Source organism: Sediminihaliea albiluteola (assembly GCF_014077625.1).
Classification (GTDB): domain Bacteria; phylum Pseudomonadota; class Gammaproteobacteria; order Pseudomonadales; family Halieaceae; genus Sediminihaliea; species Sediminihaliea albiluteola.
In genome coordinates, this window is the sequence record NZ_JACFXU010000014.1 from 712,200 (window position 1) to 736,254 (window position 24,055).

General features: G+C 52.7%; 21 protein-coding genes. 9 read left to right on the plus strand and 12 right to left on the minus strand.

Annotation, left to right across the window (positions count from 1 at the left end):
- Positions 1–8: 8 nt before the first annotated feature.
- Together H2508_RS10120 and H2508_RS10125 are read right to left on the minus strand one after the other, a co-directional pair.
- Entirely contained in the window at positions 9–974 is a 966-nt protein-coding gene (locus tag H2508_RS10120) for a Rieske 2Fe-2S domain-containing protein (RefSeq protein ID WP_182172725.1), read from the minus strand.
- 36 nt (positions 975–1,010) lie between these two features.
- Positions 1,011–2,225, minus strand: a complete 1,215-nt coding sequence (locus H2508_RS10125; protein ID WP_182172728.1) for an amidohydrolase family protein — start codon at positions 2,223–2,225, stop codon at positions 1,011–1,013.
- Positions 2,226–2,382: 157 nt separating this feature from the next.
- Here H2508_RS10125 and H2508_RS10130 point away from each other — a divergent pair, with 157 nt between their 5' ends.
- Positions 2,383–3,000 (plus strand): TetR/AcrR family transcriptional regulator, encoded by a 618-nt coding sequence (locus H2508_RS10130; protein ID WP_182172731.1) that lies wholly within the window; start codon positions 2,383–2,385, stop codon positions 2,998–3,000.
- Between the two features lie 16 nt (positions 3,001–3,016).
- On the opposite strand, the gene H2508_RS10135 is transcribed toward H2508_RS10130, so the two are convergent.
- Entirely contained in the window at positions 3,017–4,282 is a 1,266-nt protein-coding gene (locus tag H2508_RS10135; RefSeq protein ID WP_182172734.1) for a sulfotransferase family protein, read from the minus strand.
- Between the two features lie 370 nt (positions 4,283–4,652).
- Here H2508_RS10135 and H2508_RS10140 point away from each other — a divergent pair, with 370 nt between their 5' ends.
- A complete protein-coding gene (locus H2508_RS10140) occupies positions 4,653–5,417 on the plus strand; it encodes an exodeoxyribonuclease III (RefSeq protein WP_182172737.1) in 765 nt (254 codons plus the stop codon).
- A gap of 62 nt (positions 5,418–5,479) precedes the next feature.
- Here H2508_RS10140 and mscL read toward each other — a convergent pair whose 3' ends face one another.
- The 4 genes from mscL to H2508_RS10160 all read right to left on the minus strand — a co-directional run bounded on the left by mscL (position 5,480) and on the right by H2508_RS10160 (position 7,939).
- Positions 5,480–5,935 (minus strand): large conductance mechanosensitive channel protein MscL, encoded by a 456-nt coding sequence (gene mscL, locus H2508_RS10145; RefSeq protein WP_182172740.1) that lies wholly within the window; start codon positions 5,933–5,935, stop codon positions 5,480–5,482.
- Positions 5,936–6,111: 176 nt separating this feature from the next.
- On the minus strand, positions 6,112–6,483 hold the full coding sequence (locus H2508_RS10150) for a VOC family protein (protein WP_182172743.1): 372 nt from the start codon (positions 6,481–6,483) through the stop codon (positions 6,112–6,114).
- Positions 6,484–6,521: 38 nt separating this feature from the next.
- Positions 6,522–7,298: an NYN domain-containing protein gene (locus H2508_RS10155; protein ID WP_182172746.1), complete on the minus strand. Its 777-nt coding sequence runs from the start codon at positions 7,296–7,298 to the stop codon at positions 6,522–6,524.
- Between the two features lie 188 nt (positions 7,299–7,486).
- Positions 7,487–7,939, minus strand: a complete 453-nt coding sequence (locus H2508_RS10160) for a hypothetical protein (RefSeq protein ID WP_182172749.1) — start codon at positions 7,937–7,939, stop codon at positions 7,487–7,489.
- A gap of 57 nt (positions 7,940–7,996) precedes the next feature.
- Here H2508_RS10160 and H2508_RS10165 point away from each other — a divergent pair, with 57 nt between their 5' ends.
- Positions 7,997–9,127 carry a PQQ-dependent sugar dehydrogenase gene (locus tag H2508_RS10165; RefSeq protein ID WP_182172752.1) on the plus strand — a complete coding sequence of 377 codons (1,131 nt, stop codon included), beginning with the start codon at positions 7,997–7,999 and terminating at the stop codon, positions 9,125–9,127.
- Positions 9,128–9,198: 71 nt separating this feature from the next.
- Here the strand turns inward: H2508_RS10165 and H2508_RS10170 are convergent, their stop codons facing one another.
- The 3 genes from H2508_RS10170 to H2508_RS10180 are packed head-to-tail and all read right to left on the minus strand — an operon-like array spanning position 9,199 to position 12,576.
- The gene (locus H2508_RS10170) at positions 9,199–10,722 is read right to left on the minus strand and encodes a parallel beta-helix domain-containing protein (protein WP_182172755.1); all 1,524 of its coding nucleotides are present in this window, start codon (positions 10,720–10,722) and stop codon (positions 9,199–9,201) included.
- Positions 10,715–11,929: a cytochrome-c peroxidase gene (locus tag H2508_RS10175; RefSeq protein WP_182172758.1), complete on the minus strand. Its 1,215-nt coding sequence runs from the start codon at positions 11,927–11,929 to the stop codon at positions 10,715–10,717. Before H2508_RS10175 ends, H2508_RS10170 begins: the two co-directional genes overlap by 8 nt.
- A complete protein-coding gene (locus tag H2508_RS10180) occupies positions 11,929–12,576 on the minus strand; it encodes a c-type cytochrome (RefSeq protein ID WP_182172761.1) in 648 nt (215 codons plus the stop codon). Before H2508_RS10180 ends, H2508_RS10175 begins: the two co-directional genes overlap by 1 nt.
- A gap of 167 nt (positions 12,577–12,743) precedes the next feature.
- Between H2508_RS10180 and H2508_RS10185 the strand changes: the two genes are divergently transcribed.
- Together H2508_RS10185 and H2508_RS10190 are read left to right on the plus strand one after the other, a co-directional pair.
- Entirely contained in the window at positions 12,744–14,177 is a 1,434-nt protein-coding gene (locus tag H2508_RS10185; RefSeq protein WP_182172764.1) for an MFS transporter, read from the plus strand.
- 75 nt (positions 14,178–14,252) lie between these two features.
- On the plus strand, positions 14,253–15,308 hold the full coding sequence (locus H2508_RS10190) for a 3-deoxy-7-phosphoheptulonate synthase (RefSeq protein WP_182172767.1): 1,056 nt from the start codon (positions 14,253–14,255) through the stop codon (positions 15,306–15,308).
- A 35-nt stretch (positions 15,309–15,343) separates the two neighbouring features.
- On the opposite strand, the gene H2508_RS10195 is transcribed toward H2508_RS10190, so the two are convergent.
- Both H2508_RS10195 and H2508_RS10200 read right to left on the minus strand, forming a co-directional pair.
- Complete coding sequence (locus H2508_RS10195) at positions 15,344–16,396, minus strand: DUF481 domain-containing protein (RefSeq protein WP_182172770.1); 1,053 nt, start codon at positions 16,394–16,396, stop codon at positions 15,344–15,346.
- Positions 16,397–16,542: 146 nt separating this feature from the next.
- Positions 16,543–17,916, minus strand: coding sequence for a serine hydrolase domain-containing protein (locus tag H2508_RS10200; RefSeq protein ID WP_182172773.1), 1,374 nt, complete (start codon positions 17,914–17,916; stop codon positions 16,543–16,545).
- 97 nt (positions 17,917–18,013) lie between these two features.
- Here H2508_RS10200 and gorA point away from each other — a divergent pair, with 97 nt between their 5' ends.
- The 4 genes from gorA to H2508_RS10220 are packed head-to-tail and all read left to right on the plus strand — an operon-like array spanning position 18,014 to position 24,050.
- Complete coding sequence (gene gorA, locus H2508_RS10205; protein WP_182172776.1) at positions 18,014–19,390, plus strand: glutathione-disulfide reductase; 1,377 nt, start codon at positions 18,014–18,016, stop codon at positions 19,388–19,390.
- A gap of 6 nt (positions 19,391–19,396) precedes the next feature.
- Positions 19,397–20,326, plus strand: a complete 930-nt coding sequence (locus H2508_RS10210; protein ID WP_182172779.1) for an ABC transporter ATP-binding protein — start codon at positions 19,397–19,399, stop codon at positions 20,324–20,326.
- The gene (locus tag H2508_RS10215) at positions 20,323–23,169 is read left to right on the plus strand and encodes a Gldg family protein (protein WP_182172782.1); all 2,847 of its coding nucleotides are present in this window, start codon (positions 20,323–20,325) and stop codon (positions 23,167–23,169) included. Before H2508_RS10210 ends, H2508_RS10215 begins: the two co-directional genes overlap by 4 nt.
- Positions 23,166–24,050, plus strand: a complete 885-nt coding sequence (locus tag H2508_RS10220; protein ID WP_182172785.1) for a DUF4340 domain-containing protein — start codon at positions 23,166–23,168, stop codon at positions 24,048–24,050. The genes H2508_RS10215 and H2508_RS10220 overlap by 4 nt, the downstream gene beginning before the upstream one ends.
- Positions 24,051–24,055: the final 5 nt, after the last annotated feature.

Consider the following 24,055-nt stretch of genomic DNA (forward strand, 5'->3'; position numbering starts at 1 on the left):
GTTCTCCCTTATACTTGTTCTTTAGCTTCTATATAAAATTGGCGTACCCACTTGCGGAACATCACCAGTGTTTTATCTTCTCGACAGAAAACTGGGCGCTGCTTGTGCACTTTGTTAGCCCAGATTGGATAATCCTGCTTAATCCCCTCAATGATGCCGTTCATCACATCATCGCCAACGATATCCTCAATCTCGCGCCGCACGCATAAAGTCCAACGCAACAAAGTGGTGTTCCTGTCGATCGGTAGCGCACTGTTGTATACCACCATTTCGGCCTCGGGCGCGTAGCTGGTCCGCACCAATGCTAAGCCAGGCTGAAAAACCGTGGCGTGCAATTGGTGTGGATGGGGACTTTGGCTAGCGTCGGAGCGCAGGTGCAAAATGCGACCATCGTCATCAATCGTCACCGTTGATGGTGGCGTGTCAGGCGTTTTGTGAACATATTTGAAATGTACCGGGTCACAGGAGTTTTCAGCGATATCCTGAATGTGTGCCGGCACTTCAAACTCCGCATAGCGCGGCGCAGTCCACTGCTCGTTCTCTAACTCCAGCAAGTCGGGTAAGTCATACTGAGCTGCGCTGTTCTCAGGATGAAACCAGATATAAATCTCGCCGTTTTTCTCCTGAGTCGGCCACATACGGATTTGTGCGCGATCGGGGATTTCGGAGCAGTAGGGAATTTCTACGCATTTGCCGCTGGTATCAAAGCGCCAGCCATGAAAAGGGCAGCGTAGCGACTCCCCCACCACCCGACCCTCGACGCCCAAGTGGGCGCCGAGATGTGGACAGAAGGCGTCTTGTAGCACCGCCACTCCAGAGCGAGTGCGATACAGCGCCAACTCACGGTCGAAGGCGTATACGCGCTTGACCTCCCCAACCAATAACTCGTGACTACGAGATACCGAATACCAACCCATCGGAAAATCCGGCGTGGTGTTAGTTTTCATTTCGCAGGCTTCAACAATCTGCGTCATATCGCTATGCCTCTTAGTCCAGTGACAGGGTTTTTATCACTTGAAAATGGACAGATCGGGACCAATCTCGTCCGCCACTTCTTGCAGCCTTGCGCGATCCAGCCCATACCACTCGACAGCATTCTCACCCAATATCTTGCGACCAACGGTCTCGGACAGACCTGAGAAGGTGTCTTTAAAGTACTGCGCGGTATTGGGCCAAGTGCCCTCAGGGTGAGGGTAGTCACTGCCCCACATCAACTTATCTTCACCAAGCACTGAGTGCAGCTCGATATCCTGTCTCGGCACACAGGAGGCGCCTATGGCAATGTTGCGGGCGAAGTACTCTGTCGGCGCCATGGAGAGGTGACTGCGGAAGTCCCCGAGCTTGGCGGAGAACTGAATATCAGTGTAGTTGTGATCCAGCAAACGCAGCCATGGCGGCAGCATAAATGCCGTACCACCTTCGGTCATAACAACCTTAAGTTTTGGGTAGCGCTCAAAAACACCGCCCCAGATCATAAATGTCAGTGGGCGATACAACCACCACATCACTTCCGATACATAAACACCCATTGCCCCAGGTAGATCATCAGAGCGATCTTCCATCGGCCAGTTGGTACCAAAGTACTCCGGCTGAGGCGCAGGGCCTGAGTGGAAGTGGATGATCACTCCTAGGTCTTCACAAACCTCCCAGAAAGGATCGTACTTGCGGTCGTGATAGGGCGCGTGCTCATCCCACATAGTGGGAATCATCACGGAGCTGAGGCCATTATCAACACACCAGCGCACCGCATCGACCGCCTGCTGCACATCCCACAACAAAGGAATAGAGGCGACACCGATGTGACGGCTCAAATCATTGGCACAAAACTCAGCTAACCAGCGGTTGTGGGCCATTGCACCAGCCCACTGCAACTCAGGTACAGCAGCCCGTGGCGACAAGCCAAGGCCAGCACCAAAGGGCGGTGTATTCATTTCGGTAATGCCGTCGGGAAAAATGACTTCAGCAGCAATGCCATCGTTAGATAGCATTTTAAGACGCTCCTTGTAGTCCCAAGCACCTTTTAGCTCCTGCTCAATAGGCGCTCGCCACTCATCATTGATCTCTTTCATCAGAAAGCTTTCTTCGGCTTTCTCCGTCATTTCCATCTGCAACGGCACAGATTGATCCATGATCTCGTGGTACTTCGTTTCCACGTATGGTTTATAATCGGCAATTCGTAGGCCTGCATGGCAATCCGAGGACACCACAATCAAACGTTCAGACATGACAGCACACTCTCTTAATGTAATATTGCTAAGCTTATCAAATGCGCAAACTTGCACATATGTATACAAATTAGTTTAATGGCTGAACTAATGCAACCGTCTTATGAAAATTTCATGCAGCGAAAGTGAACTACCAAACAAACTAGGTAAGAGCATTATGAATGAAACCGCAACAACCCTAGACCGACGAGAAAAGCGCAAGCTGGAAACTCGTGCGCGGATTGAAAACGCCGCTTACCTGTTGTTTAAAAAGCATGGCATTGATGACACCAGCATAGCCTTAATTTGCAAAGAGGCGGATGTAGCCCGCCGCACTTTTTATAGTTATTTTCCCAACAAACACGCCCTACTAGGGGGGCTCGGTGTATCGCGCTTATACAGCCAATCCACCCCTCTACTAAAAGCACTAATAGAACGCTATCCGACCACTCGCGAGCGCTTGCAAGCGATGGTCGACTATATCGAACAGAACTATTCGAGTTATGAAGCTATTGATCGCCAGCTTATCTTGGCAGCGCCAGCTCGCTTTACTAACAATCCAGAAGAACAGCGCGAAATTAGCACCCAAGCCATTCAAAGCTTCACTATGCTAATCAAAGCGGGCCAAGAAGCCGGTGATGTCCACGACACCTTTTCCGCCGAAATTCTGGCTTCCATGATAGTGGGCATCCTGAACACTCTCACTGTGCTCTGGGCCATCGACCCGAGCTACCCAATCTTTGACAAACTCGAAGAGGCTCGCGAAATGTTCGGCACCGTAGTTTGTAAAGATTGAGTAGCACAGCGCCGGCTTAAGCCGGCGAAAACACCTCGGGGAAAGCCTCGAAATAAAAGCCAAAACGCTCTCGCAAAGCCTCGGGTGAAACACCAAACTGGCCTTCGAGGTCGTATTTCACTTTGCCATAGCTTTCACTGTGAGCTCGGGAGAAATCCTGTAGTTCAGCCAAGGCCGCGGGAGTGCTAGACAGCTCAGCTTTATCGTAAATCCGCTTAACCCAGTGCACGTCATCTTTAATCAGTTTTTGGAAGGGCACATCGATGCTCTGCGCTTCCGGCACGCAGGCGCGATCGCGCACACAGGCTTGCAAGAGATGCTCAACCCGCTCCACCCAGTACTCCAATAGCTGCTCCATCAATACTTCCTTGCGGTTCAAACGCTGACCATAAGCCTGCATCGTCACTGCCGATTGAATAACCGCCACTGGATCGCGGTGGGTGATCGCCACGGTCGCATCGGGAAAAACCCGCATCAGGACTGGCAGCTGCTCTAGGTGCTGCGGACACTTTAGTACCCAGCGACGCGCGCGTTCACTGTCTCTTTGCTGCCAAACCAACAGCTTCAGCACATCGCGCATGTACTCGTACTGGTAGGTTTGGTCTTCTGCATAATAATGATCACGCCAGCGCGGCGAATGACTGAGCCACTCGTAATTGTAGGAGCCCATATTTGGCCCCATCAGCTCTAATTCCTCATGAATATGCTCAGGGTTCATCGGATGCATCGCAGCAAGATGTGGTGTCATTTGCTGCATGCCTTCCCAGGCCTGCTGACAGCGCTGGAAGCGCGGATCATTGGCATCGCCAGTAGCCACTTCGCCTGGCAGCGGCACCGGCTCATAGGACTCCCACAGCGGTAGAGAGCGCAAGCGGCGGTCCGCAGCCATCAAATTCAGCAAATGTGTGGTACCTGAGCGTGGTAAGCCAGCCACGATGATGGGGCGCTCAATTTGAATATCGAGGATTTCTGGATGCAAGCGCCACTGCTCGTGGATCAACAGACGACTGGTGGAATGCTGCAATAATTTATTGCGCAGTGATATACGGCCCAAGTTGCTTAGGCCGCTGTCGCTATCCCACTCATCACACAATAGCTCTAGGCGCTGGCGAAAGCCGGGGTCGCCCCAGTTACTCAGTCCAGTTTTTTGCTCTGCTTCGCGCTGAATACTATCTGGGCACAGCTCCACAGTCTGAGTCGAAGCCCACTCCAGCGCCCCGCGCTGTACCTCATTGAGCTGCGGCTTCGCCAGGTCATCAATAAAGATTGCTTCTTTCTCCACGCTTTTTCTCCTTTTACCACTAAGACCTATGCGCAGCGTATGGCACGGCTCCGCGCTGTTGGACACGCAGTATTTACTGCATGTGATTCACTAAATTGTCGATGATAATTAATATATCGCGCTTATCCGCTGCCTGTAGCAGAGGGCTAAGCAATAATAGGCAGAGCACTGCCAAGTTATCGTTATGGCCATTGATGCAACTAGCGGGGCCAATCCGGCAGTCTAGCAATTGAATCGTTTCCAGCTAGCCCATTCGCTAGAGGAGGCCGCCGTGGCCTGAGTTGTTGTACTGACTGGCGGCGCGGGCCGCCTTGAGGTATTTGCGTTAGAATTAGCCGCCCCAACATATTCACAGCGGAATTCTCGTACTATGAAAATCGCCTCTTGGAACGTCAACGGCCTGCGGGCTGCTATTAAAAAGGATTTTTTCGAGTCACTAGAAAGCATGCAAGTCGACGTACTCTGCCTACAAGAAACCAAAGCTCAAGATGATCAAGTGGCCGCCGCACTAGAACCCTTAGAGGGCTACCACATCTATACTAACTCGGCGGTCAGGAAGGGCTACTCCGGCGTGGCTATTTTGTCGCGAGAGGAGCCAATCACTGTCCGCCCTGATATTGGCATAGAGCTTCACGACCAAGAGGGGCGCGTGCTGACCGCGGAGTATGAGGACTTTTATCTGGTCACCGTCTACACACCAAACTCTGGCAGCGAACTGCTGCGACTGCCCTACCGCGAAACCTGGGACCAAGCTTTTCTCGAGTTTGTTAAAACGCTTGAGAAAAACAAAGCGGTGCTAATCTGCGGCGACCTCAACGTCGCGCACAAAGATATCGACCTAGCTCGCCCCAAGCCAAACTACAACAAAAGTGCTGGCTACACGCAGAAAGAAATTGATGGCCTGGACCGACTTATTGATGCTGGCTTTGTAGACACTTTCCGCCACCTTCACCCTGACACGATTAAATATAGCTGGTGGAGCTACCGCGCTGGAGCCCGTGGCAAGAACGTCGGTTGGCGGATTGATTACTTCTTAGGCAGCGAAAAGCTCGTCGAGGAGCGGCTAAAGAAAGCCGAGATTTGGAATGATATTTATGGCTCAGACCATTGCCCTGTCAGCGTTGAGCTCTCTTAAGCCATAGCACAAAATCTGTCAGCTCAGCAGCCAAATAGCGGCTGAGCTGACTTAAGAAAAACTTAGCTAGTACTAATTTCGGAGGTGCAGTTAGGACAGCGTGTTGCCTTGATAGCGATAGAGCTCAAGCAGTAAGGGCAGTCTTTTGTGGTAGGCTCAGCCGCTGGCTCTTCCTCTTTTGCCTGCAGACGGTTAATACCTCGGATCAATAAAAAGACCGCAAAAGCCACAATCAAAAAGCTAATCACTGCGTTAACAAATAAGCCGTAGCTGATCGTGACGGCCCCAGCTTCCTGCGCCATAGCCAAAGTGGTGTATGGACCCGCTGTTGCACCCTCTTTAAGCGTGATGAACAAATCGGAAAAATCCACGCCACCGAGCAGCAAGCCTATAGGCGGCATGATGACATCTGAAACCAAGCTTTTGACAATAGTGCCAAAAGCACCACCAATGATAATGCCGACTGCCATATCGACAACATTGCCTCGCATCGCAAACTTTTTAAATTCGTCGAACATAGTAAAAATCCCTAGTAATTAAAGTCATTATTATTCAAGCCGGAGCGTCCAGCAGCCCGTGCTGACACCAAAGCCTTCCTATTCGAGTATAAGTCAGTTTTCTTTAGCGCGTGCGCCTTATTCTCCGGCCAAGCCGCTACACTTTCTCAGAGCTGCCACGGGATTATTTGCTGCTATCAGGCGAGTTGGTAAAAAGCCAGCTTGTTGCCATCGAGGTCTCGAATATAAGCGCCATAAAACATATCGGGAATACGCTGACCAGGCTTACCCTCACAGCTAGCTCCCAGCTCTATGGCCTTATTGTAGAGCTGATCTACCTTCTCCTTACTACCCGGGTCTATGGCCACCATGTTGCCATTACCCGGTGCGGGATCGCCCTCGTTAAAAGGCCGGCATACTGCCAGCATAGGTGAAGCCATATCTTTGCCGATAAAAGCTATGCGATCCATATCGATCAGCAGCGTTGCGCCAAGATCGGCCAGTAGCTCAGTATAAAAAGCCTTCGCTCTGTCCATATCCTTGACGCCAATGGTTACATATCCAATCATTCTCAATACCTCTACTGTGTGAGCACTCTGGCCCGAAATTAGTTTTTAAAACGCTTGTCTCGAATATACAGGGTGTAAGAGCCGTCATCTCGGACATTGCGCTTGTCAGTATCAAACAACTCAGTGACCTCAATCAACTCACTGAGCTTGCGGTAGCCGTAATTTCGCGAATCGAAGGAGCTCTGGTTCGCGATATGCTGCCCCACAAAAGAAATATTGGCCCAGCCAGCCTCATCGCTGGTGGCGTCTACTGCGCCGCGTAGCATATTGATCAGCTTCGCATCTTGGTTAAGCTTCTGCTTCGTGAACTTTTTACTTCGGGGAGAGCTAGTTTTACTGTCACCTTTTTTAGCTTCATCTTGCGGCACATCTAGGGCTTCGAGGAAGACAAATTTATCGCATGCCGCTTGCAGTGAAGTCGGTGTTTTTTTCTCTCCAAAACCATAAACCACCAAGCCAAATTCACGAATCCGAGTTGCCAGCTTGGTAAAGTCTGAATCACTAGTCACCAGACAGAAACCGTCAAACTTATCGGTATAAAGTAGGTCCATGGCATCGATAATCATCGACGAGTCAGTCGAGTTTTTACCCGTGGTGTAGCTGAACTGCTGCATCGGGCCAATTGCATACTCATGCAAAATATCTTTCCATGAGCTTAGTTGAGGTGTGGTCCAATCGCCATATGCGCGCTTCACGCTGGCTACGCCATAATTAGCGATTTCTTGGATCAATGCTTCACAGAGTTTGGGGCTGACATTATCGGCATCGATTAACACCGCTAGTTTGCGGCGATCTTCACGTAGTGCAGCGCTCATTTGCCAAACCCTTTGCTGAACTTAGCCTTGGCCACTAGCTGGCTGCTCTTTGAGGCTTGCTGAACAAGCTTGAACATAGTTTATGACTCCCCTTGTCGATATAAGAAATCAAAGTGTTAATAGCTAGCGATCATAGTCCCTCAGGGCAAGCGCCAGCCACTCGAAACACAGAGCAGTAATCAAACTCATCAAAAACTGCTCTGGGCTGAGCGTTTATTACGGCTGAGCAAATGATAAAGCCAACCGCCCAAAGCACCCGCTAGGCATTGCCCTAACAAACCGACCGGCTCACGGGCAGCAGCTAAGAGAGTAATTTTAAAGCTGAGCCCAAGTAGCCAGTGCAAACACAATAAAGCAGCAACACCCGCCGCGACAAAGAGTAACAGCCGGGCCCTGCCAATATAGCGATACAGAAAACTGGCCACTGGAAAAGCCAGCATCAAGGCCAGCACAATCAACAACAAATAACTGGAACTCATACCCAAGATGTCATGCCAGGTGGCCTGCAATTGGGTCAAGGTATCCACCGCAACGCCCATCTCTCGCAAGCTAGCCATCACTGACCAGGTTGCCAGTATGCTGGCGACGACATAAGTAGCCAGTACCGCTGGGAAAAAGGCTTTCAATACTCGCAACATCATTACACTCCCTTGTGCAGCTATGCCTATAATGACCCCATACTCATCGCGGGGAAAGCCATGTCTAAGTTTAGACCCAAAACAGCACTCATTAAGCTTGGCCCACTCAGAGCAACTGTACTCGCTCTCTGTCTATTCTGCCCACTCAGCTGGGCAACGGAATATCAGCTTGAAACACTGCGCAATGATTTGCAGCACCCCTGGTCTGTCGTACAACTTCCCGATCACAGCTTTTTGGTCAGCGAGCGCGGCGGCAGAGTGCTACATATTCCAGCCGACGGCAGTTCTAGCCGAGCACTGCAGGGCATACCTGAGCCCTATGTCGCTGGACAAGGCGGCTTATTTGATCTGGCACTGCACCCGCAGTTCGAGCACAACCGCACAGTGTACTTGTCTTACGCCAAGGGCAACGCAAAAGAGAATGCTACAGCGGTAATTCGCGGCCAATTGAGCGCCTCTGGTCTAGAGAATGTTGAGCAGATTCTGGTGGTGAAAGACCCAAAAGATACCCCCCAACACTATGCAGCGCGGCTATTATTTTTGCCAGACACTACGCTCTTAGTCACTACGGGTGATGGTTTCGACTATCGCGAGCAAGCACAAAATCTCGACAGCGAATTGGGCAAAGTATTGCGCATCAATGACGATGGTAGCGTGCCTAGTGATAACCCCTTTGTCGACTCTGCCCGCCCTCGCATTTTCAGCTATGGTCATCGCAATGCCCAGGGATTGGCACTAGACGCCGACAGCGGAGATATCTACTTACATGAACACGGACCAAAGGGAGGCGATGAGCTCAACCTTTTACAAGCTGGCGCCAACTATGGCTGGCCCGCTGTGACATACGGCGTAGACTACAACGGCGCCTATGTTTCGCCTTTTAAATCGCTGCCAGGCATGCAAGCTCCACTGCACTATTGGGTTCCCAGCATCGCGCCATCTGGCATGGCCTGGTATAAGGGCCATCGTTTTCCACAATGGCAGGGTGACCTCTTCATTGGTGCATTAGTGAACAAAGAGGTGCGTCAGCTTAAAATTAAAGATGGCCTAGTCACCGCAGAGCAGGCCTTATTTTCGGAGTTAAAAGCACGGATCAGAGATGTATACAGTGCCCCTGATGGCTACTTGTACTTGTTAACTGACAGTGAACAGGGCGCATTAATTCGGGTGAGGCCGGCAGCAGACAAGTAAACTCTTAGCCAAATGATCGAGAAAGTGAATTAAGGCACCGACTGATTGGCAGTCGGTGCCTAGGCTTTAACTTACTTTTCAAGACCTAGCATGAACTCTGCCGCGGCCATCAGGCTCTCCTCATCAAGGTGCGACTGAGGCGGCATATCCGGATAGTCATCACGCTTTTTCACCGGCTCTGTGGCATAGGCAGCAATACCCTCAGGATTATCCATATAAAGGGCCTGAATAATCTGCGTTGGCGGGCCAATCAAACGAGAGCTGTAAGCGTGACAACCGGCACACACACCGTAGTAAACCAGCTTACCCGTCTCCATGTGCTCTTTATCACGAGCTGGCACCGGCTCAGGCAAAGTGTAGCTCGCCACATTCATTGTGGTATCAAACTCACATTCACCGTAGTCCCCTAAACCAATCGTACGGAATCGCTCTGGGTTGAGAATACATCCATCATCCATGCCCACCGTATCGATGATATCGGGCCCGCGGGTTTTCATCATTGTGGCTAAAAGTGCCCGGACGATCGGCGCCGGCTTATTGCCGTTGTCATACATAATGTTATTGAGTATTTTCGCCCGATTAGGGCTCGGATCAGAGTCTGGATCTGTAGCGGCATTGGAGGCCATAGAGAAATCGGTGAGAGTAATACCCATCGAGTCATTGCCTGAAATAATATTGCCTTCAATTACTACGTCATCACAGGCCATTACCAGTACACCGGTACCCTCTGGAATATTGGACACTAGCGAGCCTGGTATAGCGAAGTTTTCATGGTTGTTATTGACTACAAAGTTATTGCGAATCAACACATCACTACAGGTTTTGATCGGCAAGCCCGGGGTGATGAAAGCTAGGATCCCGCCAGTGTTGTTGTGAACGTAGTTATTTTCAACCAGCGACTTGCGGCTATTCTCAATTTCGATACCCGCGACACTGGCAAAGACCTCGTTGTGAACCACGTCCACGTTATCTGACATACCCACATAGATCGCCGCATCTTCAATGCCAGAAAGAATATTGTGCGACACAATGCCGTTTTTACCCAGCTGCGGGAAAATACCGTAGACCCCGGTATCAACCACGATATTATTGCGGATAATAAAGTTGTTACCGGCCTGCCCCATCACTCCATTACCTTTGTAATGGGTTATGTAGAAGTTTTCGATGGTCACCCCGTTGCCAGAGTAAAGAATCGCGTCGTTGCGAAGCCCCTCGCCCTCTAGTATCGGGTACTCACCCTCTTCAATCACTCCGGACAAAGTAATATTGTCCTTGTCGATGTAGACCGTTTCTTTGTAGATGCCGGGCATGACTTTAATGACCGCACCAGGCTGTGCTTTGACCACAGCATCCTGAATAGACTCACCATTTTTAACCACTATCAGCTCGCCGCTAGTGGGCGTTCTAAGCGAGCGCAAGCGAGAGGAATCAGTGGCTCCAGCGGCGGCTATTTCTTCAGTTCCAGGAGAACTAAAAGCGGCCTTGGGTTCAGAGTCAATTTTAATAATGGTGGGCTCGGCTTTTTGCGACTGTCCCAAGTAAAAGCCACCGCCGGCTAATACTAGGGCAGCAATGATCACTAGCAGTTTATTCATTGTTATGCTCTCCACTTGCTAGCTCGCCTCCGCGAGCTGGACTTCGATGTACGAGAGGCAAGCCGGAAGGTAGTCGCTCGGGCTCTCGAGGTTTAAACTGTTGGTCAGTAAGGGTCTTCATAAAATCCACCAAGCGGTCGAGCTCTGTATCACTCAATTGCGGCTCCCAGATATGCCAGTGGACTTTCAACTCCTCACCTTCAGGCACGGCGTGACCGCGACCCTTAGTATAAAACTCTGCTGCTTCCCGCAAGCTGGCAAAGCGTCCCGAGTGCATATAGGGCGCTGTGAGTTCAATATTGCGCAGCGAAGGAATCTTAAAGCCGCCCCGCAGCGTCGGCTCACCCAGTGTTTCACTCGCCCCGGGATCAAAGGGCATACCCTCGGGCTCAGGGGTACCTAAGACCGCTATCTGCTGGTTGGTGAACAGAGGCGGCGTGTGACACTCGGCACAACGCGCCACAAAAGAACGAAAGATATTGAGCCCCTCTTTTTCCTCTGCACTCAATGCATCAGCATAACCATGGGCGTAGTGATCGTAACGGCTATTGAGAGATATTAATGAGGATTCAAAAGCTGCGATAGCCCGATACACCTGATCGAGAGTGATACCCTGCTCTGCATCGTAGAGCTGCGGATAAGCTACAGCAAATAAGCGGCGGTAGTTATCGATGCCATTCAAACTAGCCAGCATCTGCTGTGGATTATTGGCCATCTCAATATCACTATAAAGCGGCCCTTCCATCTGCTCCTCTAGCGTCTTAGCCCGAGCATCCCAGAAAAAACTGTCCAGAAAAGCAACATTCCACAAGGAGGGCGCCGAGCGGTTCATCAACTGCCCGCGGTGACCGATACTGCGCCCTAGGCCATCGGCAAAACCTTTATCTGGCTGGTGGCAACTGGCACAAGACAAACTTCCATCAGCCGACAGAATCGGATCAAAAAACAGGTAGCGACCAAGATCAATTTGCTCGGGACTAAAACCATCGCGGTAAGTGGGCAGGCCCGTCTTTAAACCGCCCACACCGGCATCCTGCAAAGAGGCATAACGCTGGTATAGGCTGCGCAACTTGCATTGCCCTGCGAGCAACTCAAAGCCCGGCGGACAGTCTGCACTCAGTTGAAACTCCTCTTCAGCCACTGCCCCTTGCCCCATGGATAGGGCCAAAGCAAGGCCTAGCCTCAACAGGCCGCGCAACACGCTCATTAATCCGCTCCATCTGCCAGAGAGCGAATGAATGCCGTGACATCGGACAAGGCCTGCTCAGATGGCAACACCATAGCCATTGCCCGCATCTGACGACCCGTTCTGTCCTTGGCATGAGCACCGCGCTCGCCGGACCTAAAGGCGGCCAGTTGAGCCACCAGATACCAATCGTCAGAACCCGCCAACACTGGGGAATTCAGCGCTACATTACCCGCGGCTTTAGCACCGTGGCAGGCCCCGCAAAACTGGTTGTAATAATCTGCACCCAAACGCTCATCGCCTGCCACTGTGACTGGCGATACCGGGCTGCTGAGGCTAACAATATACGCTGCTACATCTAACAGGGCCTGTTCGTCTGGCAATACGGTCGCCATCGGCGCCATCTGCTTAGCGCTTACACTAGCGCCTTCGCCCCCGCGAATGCCGGCCCGAAACTTTTCCAGCTGAGCGACAATATAAACCTCTCGCAAATGATTGAGCCGAGGTGCCGACAGGGCCTGCTGCCCCTCTGCAGAGGCTCCGTGACAGGTAGCACAAGTTGCATACAGAGACTCTCCCCGTGCGATATCCACCCCAGCCCAGACAGGGCTTGATAACAGCCACATCAGCCCTAGGGGCAGCCCTAGTAATAAGCTATGCCATCGCATGCCGCGCTCCTTCATTTCTTATAGTCTCTATCCTACCAACTCAGCAAACCATAATAACACCCAGTCTGAATCCTAGCTGAATCACCACCTCGCTGGACTATATGTGCATAATAGGTTCGACTGAGCAGCTGCTCGGAGGCATAACAATAACAGAGAAGTGGGCCATTATGATCAGTACTAAGACCCGTCTAATGTACGGCAGCGGCGGCGCGGTTTACGCTGCCAAAGAAGCCGCTTACACCATGTTTGTGCTGTTGTTTTATACGCAAGTGCTGGGTCTTTCCGGCACCGTCACCGGCTTGGTGATCGCGCTAAGCCTAGTGTGGGACGGTATTTCTGATCCGCTTGTTGGCTTGCTATCAGACCGCTTGCGCAGCCGCTGGGGGCGTCGCCACCCCTTCATGGTGCTAAGTATTGTGCCCTTGGGCTTGGGCTTTATCGGCCTGTTCAGCCCCCCCCAAGCAGTGCTTGAAAACAGTACTGCGCTGGCTACTTGGTTACTGTTCTGGTCACTTTGGCTGCGAACCTTTGTCACCACCTTTTCCATCCCCCATCTCGCCCTATCAGCAGAAATCACTAGCGACTATCACGACCGCAGCCAGGTGCTGGGAGCGCGCATGGCTTTTGTGTTTTTATTTTCTGTATTGCTGCCGGCCACAGCACTACTGCTTATCTTTCCCGCTAACGAGGGTGTTGATGGTCGCTTCGTCGCCGCTAATTATCCTCTTTATGGAGCTCTGTCATGCGCGGTAGTTTGGGTCGCCGCCACCATTAGCAGTGCTGGCACGAGGCAGCATATCCACTCATCCCGAGAGGCCCCGGTACCCCGCAAAGACAGTAGCAGCCTAGTAGGCTTAAAAAACGACCTTATGTGCACGCTGCGCAACCGCAGCTTTAGGTTGGTGATTGTTTATGAATTTGCTGCCATGTCATCCTATGGCGCGATCGCCAGCCTCAACATGTTGGCTTGGACTTACTTCTGGGAGTTTTCCGCCCAAGAAATTTCCATTATTTTGTCGCTGCCAAGCATATTGGGTATTGTATTAGTCCTGCTGACACTCAAGCCCCTGAGTCAAGCTTTCCCCAAGCACCGCCTGATGCAATTTGCACTGATCGGCATGATAGTTGATTGCCTGTGGCTGTATCCGCCAAAGCTGGCCGGTCTACTGCCCGACAATGAAAGCAGCAGCTTAGCCTTCATCCTAAATTTCATTTTTATGATGATTTTTATGTACTGCTTTTTACTGCGCGGTATTAACACCCAGTCATTGGTAGCAGATATTACTGATGAACATGAGCTGGATCAGGGGCTGCGCCAAGAGGCTGGTTTTTTCTCAATGATCAATTTCACTAACAAAGCCGCTACCGTAGTAGGCCCTCTGTATGGTGGTATCGCATTGGATATAATCGGTTTAAATGTCGACATGCGCCCCGGCTCTGTACCTCAGGAAACACTCGATGGACTAGTTTATGCACTGGGGCTGGGCGTAATTCCACCACTGCTGATCGCGCTCGCCTTAGCCTGTCGAATTTCTATGAGTGAGGCTAAGGTCAGAGAGATCCAGGCCGCACTCAGGCAGCGCAAATCTGTCAGCACTTAAGCCAAGGATGCTCGCTTGCCTGCTGTTTGCCGCTGCGCGACAATGCCCGACCTTTATCTCCACTAGGACAGCGGCATGAGCCAACGCACCGATGATCTTCGAATCAGCCGAGCCCAACCCCTGATCACGCCTTGGATCCTGCAAGAGGAGCTGCCCTTGGCTGATACTCAGGCCGAAGATATTGCCACAGCTCGCCGCAACATCGAGGCGATTCTAGCCGGCGATGACCCGCGCCTGCTGGTGATTGTCGGACCCTGCTCAGTTCACGACCCAGACGCTCTGCTCGACTATGCCCGGCAACTCAAGGCCCTCTGCGAGCCGCTGCAGGATGCAATCTATCCCGTACTGCGAGTGTATTTTGAAAAGCCCCGCACAGTGATTGGCTGGAAGGGCTTAATCAACGACCCCGAGCTAGACAACAGCTTTCGTATTAATCGCGGGCTTCATCTGGCACGCAAAGTTCTACTCGATGTCGCCGAGCTTGGCTTACCCGCAGCCAGCGAATTTCTAGACAACACCTTTGGTCAGTACTACGCCGACTTGGTGAGCTTTGGTGCCATTGGTGCGCGCACGGTTGAAAGTCAAATTCACCGCGAGCTGGCCTCAGGACTATCGATGCCCGTCGGCTTCAAAAACGCCACCAATGGTCAAGTGGATGTCGCCATTGACGCTATCCGCAGCGCCAGCCATAGCCACTGGTTCCCCTCACTGACCAAGGAGGGCACCCCCGCGGTGCTGCAATCCAGCGGCAACCCTCACTGCTATCTGATATTACGCGGCGGTAAAGACAGCGGCCCAAACTATCATCCACAAGCTGTGCAAAGTGCCGCCCAAGCGCTAGCCGAACAGGGCTTAACCGCATCTCTGATAGTCGATTGCAGTCACGGCAACAGCGGCAAAAAGCCGGAACAGCAGGCGCAAGTTGTGGCCAATCTCTGCGACCAAATAGATCAGGGGCAAACTGCCTTGCGCGGAGTTATGTTAGAAAGTCACCTCGTCGGTGGCAGTCAAGCGATGGCGCCGCGGGATGCCCTGAACTATGGCCAGAGCATCACCGATGCCTGCCTGTCATTGAGCGACACCCACCCTCTACTTGAAACGCTCGCTGCGAGTGTGCGCCGCGCACGCTAGCGGCTCAGATTAAGCCGCTAGCAAAACAGCTGAGTTTACCAGCTGTAACCGATGCGGAAGCGGTAGGTCTGATCCACTTTATCCACTGCAGAGGGAGCGCCGCTGTCGTATTCAACTAGCAGCTCAGCGGCAGCTTCGACATTAAACATTAAGGGAAAAGCTAAACCCAAAGTGGTGTTAAGGATCAGATCCTGGGCATCGTCTAAGTTCAGGATACCGTGGTGATCCAAGTACAAGCGTGAATCACCGCCGAGGTAATTGCTGCTGGCATGCACGGTCCAATTAGCACCGGGGTATTCCTTGTCGTCGGCAACAACAAAGTCCTCATTCACATAGACCAAACCGCCTTCCGCCGACACCGTCAGTTCAGGCGCCTCATAAAATTGGCGACCCATATAGGGACCGATGTAGTAGCGCAGATCGAGATCGGCAAACTTATCTTGCTCTGCACCGGCATTCATACCCCAGTACCATGGGCCGTCTATAAAGTAATCGTACTTGGCTAGTGCCTTCCAGTTCTCAGCACTTTTAACGTCATTGGCTTCATCAATTTCACCTTGAAGTTTCAGTGTGTAGCGATCCCGCAGACTACGCCAGACACTCTCCAAACGGTAATCAAACTCTTCGCTATCGGTATTACCATCCTGTAAAGTCAGTGCGGCACTGACCAACCCACTCCATTTATAACCTTGTCCTAGCTCCCAGGGCTCGGGGTTAACTAGCTGCAACTGCGTCAGGGAGTAGGCGCCATCGCCATTGACACTCGCTGGCAACAGCAGTTCGTTGTCCTGCACGACTATGGGCTGGTCTTCTACTACGGTGCCGTCTTCCAGCTTCAGTACAAAGACTTCATTGGTACGCATCTGATCGATCTGATCCTGTGCAATGCTCAAAGTACCAGCAAATTCAGTCTCCATCGTCACCACGCCATCACGGCTACCCGTGACCGTTCCGATCAAGCGCGAGCCATTCTTTAAAACGATTTCATCAGGCGCAGTAGCGCTGTTCTCGGCATTCGCCACAGCCACATGACACGCTAACAAAGAGGCCGCGAACACTTGTCCGAGCCGGGATGCTTTACCTAGCATAGTGAGTTCCTTAGTGGGTTTTTCTGGTCTGAGATCGGCCTGCCTGAAATGGCGGGCAGCTCAACTTTAAAGTGGCGCCACCTTAACCAAAGTCACTGCGGATCAAAAGACTCAATCAGCCCAACTATTTCACCCGATAAAACAACTCAGCGCGGCGCCGGGGAAGCAGCTGAGTTGCCCAAGGCCTCGACTACGCCTTCCAGCAACTGACTCAAGCCCGTATCTGCAGCCGATGCACTCAAACCAAGGCGCAGAACCACGATCTCTTGTTCCGGCATTACCACCAAAGCTTGCCCGGCATTACCTGAGGCGTAAAACACAGTCGCTGGCAAGTTGGGGAAGGTGACGCCCTGGGTATTTAGCCAAAAGCTCCGACCGTAGCTGCCATCACTAGAGGCCCTGCGCGGCTGCACTGCCGATCGCTGCCAATCCTGGCTGAGCAAATCGCTGCGACCATGCCATGCATCCAGCCACAACTGCCCCACGCGCAGCCAGTCACGGGCGAGCATATAGGTATAGGATGAGGCCACTTCCACAGCAGATGCATCCGGCTCTGCCACCAGCACAGCTAAACCTAGGACTTGCTGAAACTCTTCTCGCAGCCAATCCTGATAGGGCCGCTCCCCGAGTGACTGCTGCCACAGCAGAGCCGCCACATTGCTATCGCCACTGGAGTAATTGAATAGCTCGCCGGGTGCCGCTGCTTGCCCCTTCGCTGGCGCTACGGCCCAGGCAGCGCGACTGCGATACAGCATCTGGGTGGCATCATCACCTGGACGGTAACTTTCTTGAAAATCCAGGCCGCTCTCCATGTGCAACAAGTGCCCAAGATTCAACTCCGCTGCCAAGTTCGAGGCTAAATGCTCACCGCCCTGCTGCGCTAGCACTGGCGCCACTGGCGTCTCTAAACTCAAGTGCCCACGATCATGCTGCATGCCCACCCAAGTGGCCAATAAGCTCTTATTCATCGACCAACCCTGTAACGGGGTGGCCGCAGTGACTGGTGCGCGATAGCGCTCGGCAAGTAGCTGACCGCGCTGAGCTACCAGCACTGCTAGAGTATTGCGACCACCTTCAGCTGGCTCAGCAAAAGCTTGCGCCAAGACTTGCTCTAAGGCACTCGAAGCGGGCTCTACTAGCAAGGCAGGGGCCGGCGCAGGGCTATGCGGGGCAAGCTCCAAGCCTGCTGCTGTGTGTTCTGCTTCAGCGATGTTTAAGGTGCAGCCTAAAGCGGGGCGGTAGACAGCTTTGCTCTGCACCCCCAGGAGACGACTACTCACACTATTGGGGGCAATCTCAACACCCGCTTTAAGCCATCTGCGCAAGGGACCGAGTGCTGCCATACGCGGCGCTATATCGTACTGCCATATAAACTCTTGTGGCATTGCCGAGATTTGCAGGCCAGAACAGTATTGCTTGGCGGTATAGCCAGTTGCGATTTCCAGTACCGGACGCAACAATAAGAAATAGCCTAGCGGCAGCAGCCCTACCACGAGCAGCAAGATCATTTTACGCAGCATAGTTTTACTCCCTTGATTTTATGCTCTCCATGATACCCATGCCCCGCTGCCACAACACTGTTAAACTCAGCCACCATTAGCCAGACGGAGAATTGAAATGACCAGCACGACCCAAGACGCAAGCAAAGACTACGATCTCTTTGTCATTGGCGCAGGTTCTGGCGGCGTGCGCGCAGCGCGAATGGCTGCAGGCATGGGCGCGCGCGTAGCCATTGCCGAAGACCGCTACATGGGTGGCACCTGCGTCAACGTGGGCTGTGTGCCCAAAAAGCTCTATGTATACGCCTCGGAGTTCAGCAAATCATTTGAAGATGCTCGCGGCTTTGGCTGGGACAGCGAGATCCCTGATTTTGACTGGAGCACTCTGCGCGACAACAAAAAAACTGAAATCAGCCGTCTCAACGCGATTTACGAACGACTGTTAGAAGGGGTTGATGCAACGGTACTTCAAGGCAGGGCTCGAATTGTCGACGCCCATACCGTAGCTGTTGGCGAGCAGCAATTCAGCGCCGAGAAGATATTGATCGCTACCGGCGGTTGGCCCTATGTGCCAGAGTTCCCCGGGAGCGAACACGCCATCACTTCCAACGAAATTTTTGATCTCGAGCACTTTCCCAAGCGCTTGGTAGTGGTCGGCGGCGGTTATATTGCCGTGGAATTTGCCGGCATTTTTAACGGCCTCGGCTCACAGGTTACCCAGCTATACCGTGGCCCACTGTTCCTGCGCGGTTTCGACCAAGACATTCGCCATCATGCAGCACAAGAGTTCGCCGCTTCTGGCATCGATCTGCGCTTTAATATCAACGTCGAGCGCATCACTAAAGATTCTGAAGGTCTCAAGCTAAGCCTCAATGATGGCAGCACACTCGAAGCTGACTGCGTACTCTATGCCACCGGTCGCAAAGCACACCTGCAGGATCTGGGTCTGGAAAACGTCAACATAGAACTGAACGATAATGAGCAGATTGTCGTAGACGAGCACTTTCGCAGCACTGAGCCCAGCATCTTTGCATTGGGCGACGTCACCGGCGGTATGGAACTGACGCCGGTGGCCCTAGCCGAGGGCATGTCTTTTGCGCGGCGCCAATTTGGCCAATTAGATCAGCAAGTAGACTACGACTTTATCCCTACTGCTGTATTTAGCCAGCCCAATATTGGCACCGTCGGCTTTAGTGAAGAAGAAGCCCGCCAACGCTTCGGTAAGTTGCGACTCTACAAGGCCAACTTCCGCCCTATGAAACACACCCTGAGCGGCCGCCAAGAAAAGACTTTTATGAAGCTCATTGTCGATGATCAAAGCGATCGCGTAGTAGGCGTTCACATGCTGGGTCCCGACGCCGGTGAGATCATTCAAGGTATTGCCATTGCTCTGCGCGCTGGTGCCACCAAGGCCCTATTCGATACCACTATTGGTATCCATCCGACGGCAGCGGAAGAGTTCGTCACCATGCGTGAGGAGTGGCGCGGAGACTAGGCATTGATGATTGACGCGCAATCTCTCACCCGACATTACGGCAAGCTAAGCGCTGTAGATGGGGTGACATTCCAGATCGAGCAAAATACCATCGTCGGTCTGCTCGGACACAATGGCGCGGGCAAAAGCACGCTGATGAAAATGCTGAGTGGCTATCTAGAGCCCTCTGCAGGCAGCCTTGTAGTGGCGGGCAACAATTACGCTCAGGGCTGCAGAGCAGTACAGAAAATGCTGGGCTACCTACCGGAGGCCTTGCCGCTCTACCCAGAGATGATAGTGGCGGATTATCTCGACTTTAGCGCTGCCTGCAAAGGCATCGCCCGCCAGGAGCGCTCGCGGGCCTTGCGTGAAGTGATGCTAGCTACTGATATTAGCGAGCAGATGCTGTGGCCCATCCACCGACTATCAACCTGCCTGCGCCAGCGGCTCGGCGTGGCCCAAGCTATTCTAGGCAGCCCTCGCCTGCTCATTCTCGATGAGCCAACTCGCGGCCTCGATCCAGAGCAAAGCCAGAATATGCGGGCACTGATCAAACGCCTGGCACGCCGTGCTACTGTGGTGCTATCAAGCCATATCATGGCAGAAGTAGACGCGCTGTGTGACCGAGTACTGATTCTTCACCAAGGTCGCTTGGCCCTAGATGCTTCGCTGGCCGATTTGCGTAGCAGCAACACTTTGCAACTGCGCGTGCTGCAGAGCTCAGAGTCACTCCATCAAGCACTCGCCGCTCTGCAGGAAGTTGCCAGTGTTGAAGGCCTAGCAGATGATAATAGCTATACACTGCGCTTGAGGGATAAGGTCAAGCCCGATGTCGCATCGGCAGCGATTGCTAAATGCGTGGCGCACAGCGGGGCGTCGCTCTGCACTTTACAGCCGCAACAGCGAGACCTTGAAAGCGTGTTCCATGAAGCGACCCATGGAGCCATAAGCAGATGAGCCATGCCGTCGCCCGACGAGTCGCGCAAAAGGAAAGCCGACTGCTGCTTGCCTCGCCTCTAGTGTGGCTGCTATTGACTAGCTTCTCTGCCTCAGCGCTGTTTATCGTCTTTTCGCTGGAGTCCTTCTTCGCCAGAAATATCGCGGATTTAAGACCACTGTTTCAATGGCTGCCCTTGCTGCTGATATTCTTATGTTCAGCCTTAAGCATGTCGATGTGGAGCGATGAGCGCGAGCGCGGCACAGTAGAATATCTGCTGACTCAACCGGTGGGTATCAGCCGCTTTGTTTTTGGCAAGTTCCGCGCCTGCCTAAAACTGCTTGTTCTGGCCTTATTATCGACACTCCCCCCAGCAATAACGCTTAGCCTCATTGCCGAGCTCGACTGGGGGCCTGTGGCCACAGCTTATTTTGCTGCACTACTAATGGGCAGCGCCTACCTTTGTATCGGCTTGTTTGTTTCATCCTGCACTAATAGAGCTGTGCTGAGCTTTATTGGATCGACTGCTCTTTGTGCGCTGCTCTATTTACTGGGCCACCCGCTACTAGGCGCTTTGTTTGATAGCGACACAGCCGCTTGGCTGCAAGCCTTCAGCACTGCCTCACGCTTTGAAAGCTTTAGCCGCGGCGTGGTAGATCTGCGCGACTTATATTACTACCTCTGCCTCTGCGGTATTTTTCTATCCTTGAATGTCTACGTCTTAGAGCGGGGGCGCTGGTCCAAAGCTCGCAGCAACCGACACCGCTACTGGCGCAGCATGACTAGCTTGTTAATCGTCAACCTGCTGCTAGCTAATGTCTGGCTCGCGCGCTTACCAGAACTGCGTTTTGACCTCAGCCAAGGGCAGCTTTACTCCCTGTCGCCGACCACTCAACAACTCCTCGATAGCCTAGATCAAAGGCTATTGCTGCGGGCTTACTTTAGTAGCCAGCCCCACCCTCAACTAGCGCCCCTTGTGCCACAGCTCAAGGACCTACTGCAGGAATATGCGGCGCATAGTAAAGGTAAGCTGCAGCTTGAGTTTATCGAGCCTGACAAACAACAAAGCCTCGAGCAGCAAGCCATTGATGAACTGGGACTGCACTCCGCGTCACCGCAGTCTTATGGAGGGCAGCAATCATCTTGGATGAACGATTATTTCCACATCCTACTAAGCTACGGCAGCGAGCACGAAGTGCTGAAGATTAGTGATTTGATTGAAGTGCGCAGCACTAGCTCTGCGCTGACAGAACTGCAGCTGCGCAAACCAGAATACCAACTGAGCCGCGCTATTCGAGACGCGCTCTACCACCATCAGCTAGGTGGCGATCTATTCGCCGACATCGATCAAGCGGTCGAGCTGGTAGCCTACCTATCCGATCAGGCACAACTGCCACCGCTACTACAAAACTACCAGCAAGCTATCACCGCTCAGCTTGATACCTTAGTAAAGCAATCCGAGGGCAAGTTCAGCGTTCGCTTAGTTGACCCCGGCGCGGATGGCGGAGCCACTGCCCAGCGCCTACAGCAAGAGTTGGATATACAGCCCCTTGTGACAGCTATTGGCAATGGCGCCGAACTGTACTTTTATCTAACACTTGAAGATGAGCAGCAGGTCGTGCAGCTACCCACTGGCAGTTTCGACCCCGACGAATTCCGCGCCACCCTCGAAGCTGGCTTACGGCGCTTTGCCAATAGCCTTACCCGCAGCGTGGCCTTGGCCTTACCTCACGATCACGAACGAGCGGCACAACAACACAGCGCCACACCAAGCTTTCATCACTTAGAGCGAAGTATTGCCCAGGACTATAGCCTGCGCAGAGAAGATCTCAGTGACGGCAGCGTAGACCCACAGGCCGACATTCTGGCGGTGATTGCCCCGCAGCAACTCGACTCCCGAGCACTCTATGCCATCGATCAGTTTTTGATGCGCGGTGGCACTGTGATCTTGGCCACATCACCCTATAGCAGCGACCAGTCAGCTGTGGATCTGCGCCTGAAAACTTGGCCGAGCGGATTACAAGAGTGGCTAGCCCACCACGGTTTGCAGATTAGTAATAGTCTGGTGATGGACTCCCAAAGTTCAGCGCTGCCAACAACGATCATTCGTCAAATTGGCGGCCACGAGTTCCGCGATGTGGAGCTAATCGACTACCCCTACTTCATCGATGTACGGCCACCGCAGCTCAATCCGGAACACCCAATCACCGCCGATTTGGCCGAAGTCACCATGGCTTGGGCCTCGCCTATTGAAGCCCGTCCAACGCAGCAGCAAGAACTAAGCATCTTATTGCAGAGCTCTGAGGAGTCTTGGCTGTCGAATGCCGATGAGGATATTGCCCCCCATTTGGCGCAGCAGCGCAAGGCTGCATTAGACAGTCAAGTAAAACGGCAAGCTGAAATTCTGGGCCTTGCTCTGCAAGGCCGTTTTCGCTCTTGGTTTGCTCAGCACCCGCTGCCAGCGACTGGCGCCAAAGATAGTGATGGCCAAGCCTTCGCAGACTTAGCGCCGCCGATCGAATACTCGCCCCAGTCGGCTAGAATCATCCTCTTTGCCTCCAATGATTTTCTCAGCGACCACCTGCTCAATGCTCGCAAAGCAGCGACCAACAGCAGCCACCACACGGCGCTGGAATTAATTCGCAATAGTATCAGCTGGTCACTACAGGATGATTCGCTACTGCAGATCCGCCCGCGCGCATACTTTAATCGCAGCTTGCCGGCAATCGACGAACGCGCTCAGGCGCTGATCGAATATATTAATTACGGCTTTGCCGCGCTTTATTTTCTGCTGCTGGCCTTGGCACAATGGCTGCTCAAACGCTGGCGCATGCGGCGCTACCGAAGGCTTCTAGCACTATGAAGCGAACCATTGCCAGTTTAGTATTTCTACTGATAGCGCAGTGTCTCCTGCTCGGCATACTGCAGTTCTTAGAATCAGGCGAGAGCGTAAAGAGCGAAGCACTTCTAGCTGCAGATAAACTTAAGCATCTAGATCAGATCGAAATCGAAGATCAAATGGGCATGAGTCTTCGACTGCAAAAACGCCGCGGTCGATGGTTGCTACCAGCCCTGCAGGACCTACCCGCTAATCAAAAACGCGTCGAGCAGCTAATCGACACACTGAGTAATCATCGCCATGGTTTTCCAGTGGCCGACAGTAGCGCTGCACGACAGCGTTTCTGGGTGGCCTCCTATCAGTATCACCAGCGTCTGAGCTTTGTCGGGCAAGATGAACTACTAGGTACTGTGTATTTAGGTCGCTCCCCTGCTTTTCGCAAAGTCTACGCCCGCAACGATATCAGCGATTCGATCTACCGCCTGAGCTACAATCATCACGATGTTCCCGCGACTGCAGAGGCTTGGCTAGATCTGCAGCTGCTGCGCTATAGCGATGTGACTGCAGTTAGCATAGATGGCTGGAGTATTCGGCGTGGAGCCCATGACCTGTGGACTGAGCGTGACAATAGAACAGTAGAGCCCGCGCTGTTAAGCACCATTTTGAGCGCGCTCGGCGAGCTGAGTATTAGCGCTATAGCCACTGAGGCTACACAGCGCAGCCTAGCAGAATCTGGCCAGCCCAAGCGCATCATGCAAGTGGCTCAGGACGGAAAGCTCAGCACGCTAAAGCTGTTCCAGCAGGGCCGAAAATTCTATATTCACGATAGCCGCTACCGCCCCTACTTCCGTATAGGGGCGCTGCAGTACCAACGTCTGATGCAGCTAGCTGCTGACAAAGCATGAACCAT